Below are 12,052 nucleotides of genomic sequence, written 5' to 3' on the forward strand. Positions count from 1 at the left end.
CAAATTTCTCCAGTACTAGAAATTTTCAACAATCGGACGGCTTAACGCAAACAGGCGCTGACGCCACATCGCGTCAAGAACAGCCACGCGTTCATTCGTCACGTCGGGCTCGTCAGGAGGCGATCATGACTTGGTCGTCGGATCCGGTAAGGACGACCCTGGCAAATAGTAGCCAGCTTCGGCGAGGTAGGCGTCAGCAATTCTCTATAACTGAGTCGGTCAACTTTGCGCAATTAGATGATGCGTTGGATGATGACATTCGGCATCCGTTCAATTTTGAAAACCATACCCGTTCGGATAATGCGAGTGTATGGACACGGGTGCGAACTCGCAGCGGCTCACCCATTCGAGGTCAATCGAGGCCAACACGACGTGATGAACCGGCTACGGTTGAAGATCAGTATTCACAGCGTCCACCCGTCAATATTTCGTCGCTTAGCAACATGTTCCGGCGTCTTCGATCGCCTTCGGCGTCCAAACAGCAGCAACCGCTAATAGCCGAGCATGCCGGAACCAGCGTAGTTTCTAATGCTGCGACGATCCAGCAATATCTTGCTGGTCTTAACGTGACCGCAGGTTTTGTTGGTGTAGCGAACACTCGTTTCGTGCCCGAAATGAATTTTATTTTGTCACGAGAGGATGAGTTGATCCTGTCCGACTTAGAAGACCGCTTTGCCTCTTTAGGGGAAGCTTGCCCGGAATTTAGGCATAAACCATCCGAGGACGGACGGTTATCGGGCATTTTGCGTTATTTTTCTCATTGGCTAAATGTGAAGCATGGGGGCAGTTTTGCTGATTATTTGAGGAGTCAGCCGGTTACAGATCGAGCAAATATTTACAATCCTACTACTTCGTTTGATTTATTTAAAAACGATGCTAATTTAAAAATAGGGTATGGATATAGAGCTAAGCTTGATAGGGCTATTAAAAAATTTAGATGTTTGCTTGAGTGGGAGAGAGGGAAGCAGTTTTCGCAAATGACGGGCTATGATGGTTTGAATTTGGAAAATTCTTCGGCCCCCACTCTGGCTAGTGATGCTCGTAATATCATTAGTCTCCGATTGCAAATGTCGTCGCCTAAAGAAAAAGATGCTGACATCCTTGATGAATTTCGGAATTCTCCGGTCTATTGTGGTACGTTGTTGAAAATAAAGAATTTTATTAGAAAAGAATTTGGATTTGATGAATCGTTGAGTATTATAAGGTCAGAGGCTGATAGGGAATTTAATAATGCGCTGGAGGTACTTTTTAAGGCTGATCAAAGTATATCAAAAAATTCCAAGAGCGACTTTAGGAGATCGATTAATGCTTTGCGCGGAAAAGAAAGAGCTCTTTTGATGGGGGATTACGATAATTTATTGTATCCGCGAGACAAAATAACTTCCGATATTATTTATAATTATTGCAAGGATAATGGAATTAGTCTTGGGAATAGTGATATCAACATCAAATCATTGAAAGTTTTTTCTTGTTGGCTGGACGCTAAAGGTTTTGATATTGATTTGGCGAATATTTTATTCGGGGACCATTGCAAGAGGCAAGTCGATGCGCTGATGGATCAATATGTTTTGGATAAAGAAATTGAGCTAAGATTTAGAAGTGATATAAAAATATTTGTTGGTAAAATTAGAGATATAGAGAATATAAGGAGTATGTTAAACGGTGGTGCTGGTGTGCATAACAGCGTTAACGATTAGTTCATAGCTAAAGTTTGACCATAATAAGAGCTGATGAAATCGATGACCGCATTCGTGCGTATGCTAGGCATTGGTGACGGTCGTCGACAAATAGTATAAGCCAACGCTACTCGGCAATGTATGTAAGCAGAAAGGTTTGGGTATTTTGAGTAAGTTTGTTACGCTCGACAAAAGCCATGATTTCAATTTTGACATCTCTTTTTTGCTCGGAGGATAATCCCAACATCAAACACATATCTTTCGCTGCTTCAAGCACGTCCACGATGTCCGTTTCATCGCCGCCGTCAAGTAGACGTAGTGCAAGTTGCCATATGTGTTTCAATGGTAATGTGTCTCTTAGCATCGCTGCGCTTAATAGTAAGCCAAACGCCGCCATACTACGCTGCGAAGGCTCCACGCGTTGAATGGTGGTTTCGAGCAGCGAAAATTCATACGCATGTAAAGCGGATGGTAGATACTTTAGCGCGCATGGCAGGTTGCGCAACGCGCTACCCAATTGGTGATTCGGCAATGACAACGTCATGCTACGTATATTGGAGAAGTACCCCGGCCTTTGAGATTCTGGAACGACCCATATTGTCTCGGCCAATGCGCCAATCGGTGCACCTTGGTGCGACGGTGGCAGGCGCTGTGCCCATTGTTGAAGTATTTCATAATATTCGGCAGCTTTCGTCTTATTGACACTCCAGTATAAACGCGACAAGAGTTCCGCCAGTTTTATAATCAAATCGGCTTGCCCGGCCACGCTTAAATTGGGAAGCCGGTTTAGGAAAACCCGATATTCGCTTTCAAACTGCGAGGGGTCGATTGGCAGGCATTCTAGCAGCGATGCCAGCTCGGCCCAGGTATTGTCCTGCTCTCTGCCTCGTCGTTCGGCAATTGCATACGCAAAATTATACATTTTGAGTTGCTGCGGGGCTGGACAATCGCTTATAAGTTCGATCATCTTTCTTTGTATCTGCAAGCGTTGCTTTTGGGGCATGCGGTCTGCAGCCTCAAAAATAAGTGAGAATGCCGTTGGCTTTTGCGCATCGGGCAAGTCTAATATTAGCCACCCCAGCGTTCTGAGTGGCTCGGCGCGCAACGCAGGGTTTATGCGGATGCGTTCAATCTCGGCTAACAACTGAAGCACTGATGCTAAATCAAAAGTTCTTTCTCCTAGGCGCAAGGCGCGTGCATAGCAAAGATAACGTAGCCGCTGTTCTCGCAGCACGTGGTATGTGCGCCTGTCCACGGTCGATAGATCGCCGATAAGATAAAAGGGTAGGTAGTCGGCCACCTGTTGGATGATTTCGAGCGGCAGATCTCGGTAGGTTGTCGGACGGTTTTTACGAACTATTGTTGAGCCATTTGCTGGTTCTTTGGCTTGATTTTCCGCTGTACAGATCAGCGGCTCTTTCAACGTATATGTGTTCTCGGGTGCCAGCTGACGTAATGAGCCAGGCGGCGCGGCTGCAGCAGCATGATGGTTTTGCGAGCTCTGCAGTGCGCACATAGTCACCTGAGCGCTGATAGATGCAAGGTTAGGGTCAAAATCCATGGGTAATTTTATTAGGTTTATGTTTGAATAGGCATGCGGATGGCGTCATTGGTACAGACACTTGTCGTTGCACTATGAATGCATCGCAGCGCCTGGGCGTTCATTGCACTAGCCGTGCGATTTGCCACAATGGGCAAAATTAAAAGCACCGAGGTGCAAAGTGAAGGCTAATGGAAAAAGGTTACCAAGTACACGGGTTAAGCAGTATCAAGTAACTTTTGGTCTGATTCATAATGTCTGATGTGTTTTTAAGCAGCATCATGGCGGGTTAATCAAAAGTTGACGCCTTGGCGTGAGACATTCTCACCGCGCGCGACGCGATACATGAGAGCGTGCGGGAAGTCCCTGTATGGCGCGCGGGCTGCGCATGACGTGTAAACTATTGGCAAGAGACGGGGCGTTTGGCCCGAACGCCGCCTGTATTGCGTTTGGTAATACAATTGATGCTCTGTGGGCACAACGCCCTGTCTGCAAGCGTTTTCATCCGACATTTCCGCACATCAGCTATGGCAACTATCCTGCAACAACTTCCGCGCGGCCAAAAGGTCGGCATCGCGTTCTCCGGCGGCCTGGACACCAGCGCAGCGCTGCACTGGATGCGCATCAAGGGGGCGATCCCGTATGCGTACACGGCCAACCTGGGCCAGCCGGACGAGACCGACTACGATGACATCCCGCGTCGCGCGAAGCAGTATGGAGCTGAAAATGCAAGGCTGATTGATTGTCGTGCGCAACTCGTCGCAGAGGGCTTTGCCGCGCTGCAGTGCGGCGCGTTCCACATCAGTACCGCCGGCGCCACCTACTTCAACACGACGCCGTTGGGCCGCGCAGTGACCGGCACGATGCTGGTGGCGGCGATGAAGGAGGATGGTGTCAACATCTGGGGCGATGGCAGTACATTCAAAGGCAATGATATCGAGCGTTTCTACCGTTATGGTCTGCTTGTCAATCCGGGCCTGCGCATTTACAAGCCATGGCTGGACCAGGCGTTCATCGACGAACTTGGTGGTCGGGCCGAAATGTCGGAATTCATGCGCCAGGCGGGCTTCGATTACCGGATGTCGGCTGACAAGGCATATTCGACCGATTCGAACATTCTCGGCGCCACGCATGAGGCTAAGGATCTGGAGCAATTGGACAGCAGCGTGCGGATCGTCGCACCGATCATGGGCGTTGCGTCGTGGCGCGACGACGTGCAGATTGCCCGCGAGGACGTGACCGTACGGTTCGAGCAGGGACTTCCGGTGGCGATCAACGGCGTCGAATTTGACAGCGGTGTCGAACTGCTACTCGAGGCGAACCGCATCGGCGGACGGCATGGACTGGGCGTGAGCGACCAAATCGAGAACCGGATCATCGAGGCGAAGAGCCGCGGCATCTATGAAGCGCCGGGACTGGCGTTGCTATATATCGCCTATGAGCGCTTGGTCACGGGTATCCACAACGAGGATACGATCGACCAGTATCGTGACAACGGTCGCCGTCTTGGACGACTGTTGTACCAGGGTCGCTGGTTTGATCCGCAGGCGATCATGTTGCGCGAGGCGTCGCAGCGCTGGGTTGCGCGCGTGATCACCGGCGAGGTGACGATCGAGTTGCGTCGCGGTAACGATTATTCGATTGTTAATACCCAATCGCCGCACCTGACCTACCAGCCCGAGCGGCTAACAATGGAAAAGGGTGAATCGACGTTCTCGCCGCTGGACCGCATTGGCCAGTTGACGATGCGCAATCTCGATATCGCCGATACCCGCGACAAGCTGCAGATCTACGCGAAGACTGGTGTGCTCGGCGCCAAAGGCGAGATCTCGCTGCCACAGCTGGAGCAAGCCGAAGGCCAGCGTGGCGACGCCGCGGGCAAGTAACGCTCCGCTGCGCCGCATCGCAAGGCAAGCAGCATGACCGTACTCTAACTTTCAGGGATGAGGCAGCATGGTTACGTCGAGCTATACGGACACCCGACTTCTCATTGACGGCCAGTGGTGCGATGCGGCGAGCGGCAAGACGCTCGACGTGCTCAATCCGGCGAACGGCCAGGTCATTGGCCGCGTCGCGCACGCCGGCATCGCGGATTTGGACCGCGCGTTGACGGCTGCACAGCGCGGCTTCGATACTTGGCGTAAAGTACCGGCCCACGAGCGCGCGGCGACGATGCGCAAGGCCGCGGCGCTGGTGCGCGAGCGCGCCGAAGGGATCGCGCGGCTGATGACACAGGAGCAGGGCAAGCCGTTTGCAGAAGCGCGGATCGAGGTGTTGTCGGCAGCCGATATCATCGAATGGTTCGCGGATGAAGGGCGGCGCGTATATGGTCGCATCGTGCCGTCGCGCAATCTTGCAGTGCAGCAGTCGGTGCTGAAGGAGCCGATCGGGCCAGTCGCCGCCTTTACGCCTTGGAATTTTCCGGTCAACCAGGTAGTGCGCAAGCTCAGCGCGGCGCTCGCATGCGGGTGCTCGTTCCTCGTGAAGGCACCGGAGGAAACGCCGGCGTCGCCGGCGGGGCTGCTGCAGGCGTTCGTTGACGCCGGCGTGCCGGCCGGCACCGTCGGACTCGTGTTCGGCGATCCCGCGGAAATCTCGAGCTACCTGATTCCGCACCCGGTGATCCGCAAGGTGACGTTTACCGGATCGACGCCAGTCGGCAAGCAACTCGCGGCGTTGGCCGGCGCGCACATGAAGCGTGCGACGATGGAGTTGGGTGGCCACGCGCCGGTGATCGTCGCCGAGGACGCCGACATCGCGTTGGCGATCAAGGCAGCTGGTGGGGCGAAGTTCCGGAACGCGGGGCAGGTGTGTATTTCGCCGACGCGTTTCCTGGTACACAACAGCATCCGCGAGGCATTCGAGGCGGCACTGGTTAAGCACGCACAGGGTTTGAAACTCGGTGACGGGCTTGCAGAAGGCACCACGCTCGGCCCGTTGGCGAACGCGCGTCGTCTTGCGGCGATGACGCGGATCGTCGAGAATGCGCGCGCCACCGGCGCGACGGTGGCCACCGGCGGCGAGCGGGTCGGCTCCGCAGGCAATTTCTTTGCGCCGACGGTATTGACGAACGTATCCCGGGAGGCGGACGTGTTCAATCATGAGCCATTCGGGCCTGTTGCCGCGGTCCGCGGCTTCGACCGGCTCGAGGACGCGATCGCCGAAGCGAATCGGTTGCCGTATGGCCTTGCTGGCTATGCGTTCACGCGTTCCGTGCGCAACGTGCATTTGCTCTCTCTGCAGCTCGAGGTCGGCATGCTTTGGATTAATCAGCCTGCGACGTCGTGGCCTGAAATGCCGTTTGGCGGCGTCAAGGATTCAGGGTATGGGTCCGAGGGTGGGCCGGAGGCGATGGATGCCTATCTGGTCACCAAGGCGGTGTCCGTGACGGCGGTTTGATTTCGCTGTGACGCCGCCGCCGCGGTATTCGGGCGCTCGGCGGGGCTGGCCGATATAGGCCCCGCGCCTCACGCTCGAGAATAGGCTCTTTCACGCGAAGCCGGCCGGCGGCCTATGCAACCGCCCCATCCGGCCACCCAAGGCTGCTGTCAGGAGCGGAAATAGGTTAGCGGAAATCGGATAAATCCGCTCAAAAGGGTTTGCGTTGCCTTAAAGTGAAGTTACGTCGCAGGATGGATGCGACGCATTATTGTTACCGAGCGAGTAGCGCCGATCGTAGCTTTAGGCCGACCGTCAGTCTATTAACAAGCCTATAACTAAAGGCTTTTTTCATCGGTGGGCGCGTTGTGACTCGGTCGCTGTAAGGTGGCGCGGGCTGTGCACCGGCGCCGTGGTGCATCGTCACGGTTGCGGGGCAAGCATGCGAGCCAGAGGCGGTAGAATTCACTTTTTCCTAGATAGTCTGCGATAACCGATTTGACAGCCATGTCGATAAAAAACAGCGTCCCGTCGAAAGCGCGGCATACGATCAAGCCCGCAGACGTGCGGCGCGAGGAACTTATGGATGCCGGTGCCAAGCTATTTGTGCTGAACGGCATCGACAAGACGACGATCGACGACATCGTCATTGAGGCAGCCAATTCGAAGGGTACGTTCTATCATTATTTCAAGTAGAAGGATGAACCCGTTGACGCATTGCGAGGCAATTTTCAAGGCCTGGTGATGTTGTTTGCGAGGCTGCAGACAGCCGATGCGCAGGGCGCTTGAAGTGTCGCGTGGTTTGCGTTTAGATTAGCGTTCGCTATGTTCACCGGTCTGCGTGATGGTTGCGGACCGTCGCGGCGGCATTGGCCGGGTGCAGGAATTCCGCGCGATATTTGCAGGGGGAGCCATGTCCGTGCTCGACGAATCTCGGCGCCATGTGGGTGGCGACGGTGAAATGGCACAGCGGATTCGGGCGTTCGACTGGTCCATGACCGAATTGGGCCCGATCGAGCGCTGGCCGCAGAGCCTGGTGTCGGTGATGCAAGTGGTGCTGGCCTCTCCAGTGCCGATGGTGGTGCTGTGGGGCGCCGATGGCTATATGCTATACAACGATGCGTATGCGGTATTTGCCGGCGGTCGGCATCCGTACTTGCTCGGCTGTCCGGTCGAGCAAGGCTGGCCGGAAGTGGCCGCGTTCAACCGCCGCGTGCTGGAGACTTGCCTTGCCGGCGGCACGCTGACGTATCGCGACAAGGAGCTTGTGTTGCTGCGCGACGGCAAGCCGGAGGACGTCTGGATGGACTTGTATTACAGTCCAGTCGCCGGCGATGATGACGTGCCTGCGGGCGTTATCGCGGTAGTCGTGGAGACAACCGAGCGCGTGTTGACGGAACAATCGCGGCAACGCGCGGAGGGCGCGCTGCGGTTAGCCAACGAGCGGTTGCAACTCGCGCTCAATACCGGCGCGGTACTTGGCACGTGGGTCTGGGACGTTGGCTCCGGCACGGTTAGCGGCGACGAACGCTTTACCCGCACCTTCGGCGATGTTTCGCAGCGAAAAGTCTGTGGCATCGGCGATTTATTGTCCATTCAGCAGGTTGATCCTGACGATGTCGCGCAAGTGCAGGCGCAGATGCTTGCGTCGCTGCGTGCGCAAACGCCGTTTCGCGCCGAATACCGGATCATACGCGCGAACGGCGAATTCCTTTGGGTGCAGTCGAGTGGACAGTGGGAGTTGGATGCGCATGGAGGGCCACGCCGGCTGCCCGGCGTGCTGATCGACATTCATGAGCGCAAGGTCGCGGAAGCGGCATTAGTGCAGTTGACGGCCACCCTGGAGCAGCGGGTCAAGGACGCGGTTTCCGCGCGGGCGGCGGTGGAGGCGCAACTGCGGCAGGCGCAAAAAATGGAGGCGCTGGGCAGTCTCACCGGCGGTGTCGCCCACGACTTCAATAATGTCTTGCAAGTGATCAACGGCAACCTGCAAATGTTGTCGGCGGAACTGGCTAACCACCCGGTCGCGCAACGCCGGATTGCAACCGCGGCGGAGGCGGTGCGGCGCGGTGCCCGGCTGGCGTCGCACCTACTCGCGTTCGCGCGACGCCAGCCTTTGTCGCCGTCGGTGGTTTGTCCGCGGCAGTTGCTCGAAGGCATGGACGAGATGGTTCATCGTTCGCTTGGCGAGACGGTCAATATTGATACGATCGTGCCGGACGATTTGTGGAACGTGCTGGTCGACCGCAATCAGTTGGAGAACGCGCTGCTGAATCTGGCCATCAACGCTCGTGACGCGATGTGCGGCGAGGGCACGTTGACGATCGCCGCACGCAACGTGATGCTGGACGGCAAGCCGGACAATGGTCACGGCGGTGGCGGCGACACTGAAGTCAGACCGGGCGAGTACGTTTGTTTTTCAGTCTCGGATACCGGTGTGGGCATGTCTGCCGAGGTGCTCGAGCATGCGTTCGAGCCATTCTACACGACCAAGCCGGAAGGCCATGGAACCGGGCTGGGCTTGAGCATGGTATTCGGCTTTGTCAAGCAAAGCGGCGGTCACATGGAGATTGATAGCGTGGTCGGGCGCGGCACGACGGTCGAGTTGTTTTTCCCGCGCTCGCTCGAGACGCTGTGCGCGGACTCGCCCGCGACGTCGGGCGGCGTGCCGCGTGGTAACGAGACGGTGCTCATCGTCGAAGACGATGCGGACGTGCGTCTGACCGCTGTCGACATGATTGCGCAGCTTGGCTACCAGGTGTTGACTGCATCGACCGGCGACGAGGCCAAGGCGATACTGCTCGGCGACGCGCGCATTGACCTGCTGTTCACCGATGTCGTGATGCCGGGGGACGTGAAGAGCCCCGAACTTGCCCGCCTTGCCGCGCAACGGGTGCCGTCTGTGCCCGTGGTGTTCACGTCGGGTTACACGCGCGACGAGATTTTCCATCATGGCCGGCTCGATCCGGGCGTGACGTTGCTGGCCAAGCCGTATCGGCGTGATGAGTTGGCGCATAAGCTGCGCAGTGCGCTCGAAGGGCAGTCTGGGGGACGGGCGATGCCTCCTCAGTCGGCACTGTCGAGTTCCAATGTCGAGTCGCCATCGCCGTCTATTCTACCAGCCGAATCGGTATCGCCCTCCCCATTGCCATTACTTGTGGCGGCACAGTCCGCCGTCCCCGGGCCGTGCGGCGAAGAAGGGCAGTTGCCATGTCATGTGCTTCTGGTGGAAGACGACGCACCCTCGCGTGAGGCGATGCGCGACCTGATCGAAGTGATGGGGCTGCGGTGCTGTGCGGCCGGCAGCGCGGAGGAAGCGCTGAAGCGGGCCGCGGCGCAGCGCTATGATGTCCTGCTGAGTGATCTCACGTTGCCCGGCATGGCTGGCGACCAGCTTGCATTAGCGCTGCGGCGTACCCAGCCGCATGTTCATGTGTTTCTGATGTCGGGGTACGGGCAATGCGCGGATGTTGACCCATTGCTCGACGATGTTCCCGTACTGCAAAAGCCGTTGGACGCGCTGGCGCTTGGCCGTCGGCTTGCGGCGTGCCGCAAATCGGCGTAGCGGCCGCCCGCTGGCTGTCAGCGCAGTCGCAGCGCGATATGACGATATTCCCGGGTAAGCAACTTGCTGAGGTCGGTGCGTTCACGCTATTCCTTAACCTATCGACAGTCGGAGAGAGCAATGGCATCTGGAACGGACGCACGCACACGCGAAAAGCGGCGGCTCGGCGGCTGGCTTCCCAACCGGGAAGACGTGCTGGCGCAGTATCGGCTGGAATTGGCGGCGCGCGCAAAAGCACGCCCCGACTTGCGTACCAGCGTGGTTCAGGAACTGGCTGCGTTGGTGGGCAATGATGCCGTATTACGCATGAACCTCGAACGGGCCATCGATGATGCGCGTGGCGCGGGTTACCAACTGGGCTACGCGACGATCGACGAGTTGATGTCCTTGATCGACTATCTGATGACGTATGCACCGCCCTTCAGCGAGTCGAGCCTGATCATCTGCCCTCTCAATGCGTTGCTCGACTGGCCGATGTGCATGCCGTCCGGCTATGCATTTTTTCGTGACCCGGCGCTCAACGCGCAACTCAAGCGGGTATTGAATCATTGGTGCGGGTTCCTGAGCGGTCCGTACTCCCGAACGCACCTGAACACCCAATCGCCGGATGGTTGGTTCTGCGACGAAGCGTTAAAAAAAATTGGCATGATGGAATTCATCTGCGATCCCAAGCAGCCGTATTGGGGCTTCGCATCCTGGAATAGTTTCTTTACACGCCAGTTCAAGCCCGGCGCGCGGCCTGTCGACGCGCCGCACGACTCCAAGGTCATTGTCAGTGCCTGCGAGGCGTCGCCATATAACATCCGCTCGGACGTCCAGCTTCATAATCGCTTTTGGATCAAAGAGCAGCCCTATTCGTTGCAGGAAATTCTAACGACGGGCGAGCGCGAATTGGCCAAGCGGTTCGTCGGCGGATCCGTGTACCAGGCATACTTGAGCGCATACAACTATCATCGTTGGCATGCGCCGGTCAGTGGTACGGTATCGAAGGCATACTGGGTCGATGGCAGCTATTATTCCGATCTCGAGGCCGAGGGTGTCAACCCGAGCGGGCTGAATGCCTCGCAGGGCTACACCACCGCGATCGCCGCGCGGGCGGTGATCGTGATCGATTGCGATGATTGTGCGCTCGGGCAGGTCGCGTGCGTGTTCGTCGGAATGGCCGAGGTCTCGTCATGCAATATCGTGGCGTTGCCTGGGCAACATGTGGACAAGGGCGACGAGATCGGCTATTTCCAGTACGGCGGCTCCACGTACTGCCTGATATTCGAGCCTGGTGTGATCGAGCAGTTCGAGCCGCAGCCGCCATTCGACGACAATGCCACGCCAATCAAGGTCAATGCGCGGCTGGCGATGGCGCGATAGACCCCGCCGCATGCTGTAACGCAATACCCGCTGGCGCTCGCCCGGCGGGCACCGGCCTGTGCGCGCTGACGCGCCAAGCCGAGGTGGCGGAGGGAATCCGGTTCAATGCCGTATTTTCGGCAAACTCGATCGATGCGCTGATGCACTACGTTGGCGTGGGGCTGGGCGTGACATTCTTGTCAGTCTATCCGGTGGAGCGCGAATTGGCCGCTGGTGTGCTCGTTGCACGGCGCACGACCAACGCCGTGCTCGAAAGTGCCAAGGCTCAGCTATTCGTGCGGCGCGGCCGTCGCCATTCGGCCGCCGTGCAAGCTTTTCTCGCGCAAATGCGACAGTCCGGCCTGTTCTAGCGTGCAAGCTGTCCGGCAATGACGCGGCTGGCTGGCGCGTCCGCCCGCCGCCGACGATCACCCCTCGTCAATCCCACTGCCGGGTCGCGCTGCCTCGCGCGTCCACGGCCGTGAAAATACGATACGTTACGATGACGCGCTGCTCGCGCTTGAGCGTTCTTATACTTGCGTCGTTGCC

8 protein-coding genes are annotated in these 12,052 nt (G+C 57.0%); 7 read left to right on the top strand and 1 reads right to left on the bottom strand.

What is annotated here, in order from left to right; translation table 11 throughout:
• The first annotated feature begins 125 nt into the window (after positions 1-125).
• Positions 126-1,697: a hypothetical protein gene (locus tag B0O95_RS12955; RefSeq protein ID WP_233203355.1), complete on the top strand. Its 1,572-nt coding sequence runs from the start codon at positions 126-128 to the stop codon at positions 1,695-1,697.
• 106 nt (positions 1,698-1,803) lie between these two features.
• On the opposite strand, the gene B0O95_RS16165 is transcribed toward B0O95_RS12955, so the two are convergent.
• Positions 1,804-3,237: an F-box domain-containing protein gene (locus B0O95_RS16165; RefSeq protein WP_199180516.1), complete on the bottom strand. Its 1,434-nt coding sequence runs from the start codon at positions 3,235-3,237 to the stop codon at positions 1,804-1,806.
• Positions 3,238-3,743: 506 nt separating this feature from the next.
• Between B0O95_RS16165 and argG the strand changes: the two genes are divergently transcribed.
• The 6 genes from argG to B0O95_RS16170 all read left to right on the top strand — a co-directional run bounded on the left by argG (position 3,744) and on the right by B0O95_RS16170 (position 11,874).
• Entirely contained in the window at positions 3,744-5,102 is a 1,359-nt protein-coding gene (argG, locus tag B0O95_RS12965) for an argininosuccinate synthase (protein ID WP_104078252.1), read from the top strand.
• Between the two features lie 67 nt (positions 5,103-5,169).
• Positions 5,170-6,615 (top strand): NAD-dependent succinate-semialdehyde dehydrogenase, encoded by a 1,446-nt coding sequence (locus B0O95_RS12970; protein WP_104078253.1) that lies wholly within the window; start codon positions 5,170-5,172, stop codon positions 6,613-6,615.
• A 486-nt stretch (positions 6,616-7,101) separates the two neighbouring features.
• Positions 7,102-7,290 carry a TetR/AcrR family transcriptional regulator gene (locus B0O95_RS12975; protein ID WP_233203357.1) on the top strand — a complete coding sequence of 63 codons (189 nt, stop codon included), beginning with the start codon at positions 7,102-7,104 and terminating at the stop codon, positions 7,288-7,290.
• A gap of 217 nt (positions 7,291-7,507) precedes the next feature.
• Positions 7,508-10,159, top strand: a complete 2,652-nt coding sequence (locus B0O95_RS12980; RefSeq protein ID WP_199180517.1) for a hybrid sensor histidine kinase/response regulator — start codon at positions 7,508-7,510, stop codon at positions 10,157-10,159.
• A 75-nt stretch (positions 10,160-10,234) separates the two neighbouring features.
• Positions 10,235-11,524, top strand: a complete 1,290-nt coding sequence (locus B0O95_RS12985; protein WP_370641804.1) for a phosphatidylserine decarboxylase family protein — start codon at positions 10,235-10,237, stop codon at positions 11,522-11,524.
• Positions 11,525-11,607: 83 nt separating this feature from the next.
• A complete protein-coding gene (locus B0O95_RS16170; RefSeq protein WP_199180519.1) occupies positions 11,608-11,874 on the top strand; it encodes a LysR substrate-binding domain-containing protein in 267 nt (88 codons plus the stop codon).
• Positions 11,875-12,052: the final 178 nt, after the last annotated feature.

It is taken from the genome of Mycetohabitans endofungorum (assembly GCF_002927045.1).
Taxonomy (GTDB): Bacteria; Pseudomonadota; Gammaproteobacteria; order Burkholderiales; family Burkholderiaceae; genus Mycetohabitans; species Mycetohabitans endofungorum.

Coding starts and splice junctions, on each gene's coding strand:
- B0O95_RS12970 (WP_104078253.1), top strand. CDS start 5,170: ATGGTTACGTCGAGCTATACGGACACCCGACTTCTCATTGACGGCCAG.
- B0O95_RS12980 (WP_199180517.1), top strand. CDS start 7,508: ATGTCCGTGCTCGACGAATCTCGGCGCCATGTGGGTGGCGACGGTGAA.
- B0O95_RS12955 (WP_233203355.1), top strand. CDS start 126: ATGACTTGGTCGTCGGATCCGGTAAGGACGACCCTGGCAAATAGTAGC.
- B0O95_RS16165 (WP_199180516.1), bottom strand. CDS start 3,237: ATGGATTTTGACCCTAACCTTGCATCTATCAGCGCTCAGGTGACTATG.
- argG (WP_104078252.1), top strand. CDS start 3,744: ATGGCAACTATCCTGCAACAACTTCCGCGCGGCCAAAAGGTCGGCATC.
- B0O95_RS12975 (WP_233203357.1), top strand. CDS start 7,102: ATGTCGATAAAAAACAGCGTCCCGTCGAAAGCGCGGCATACGATCAAG.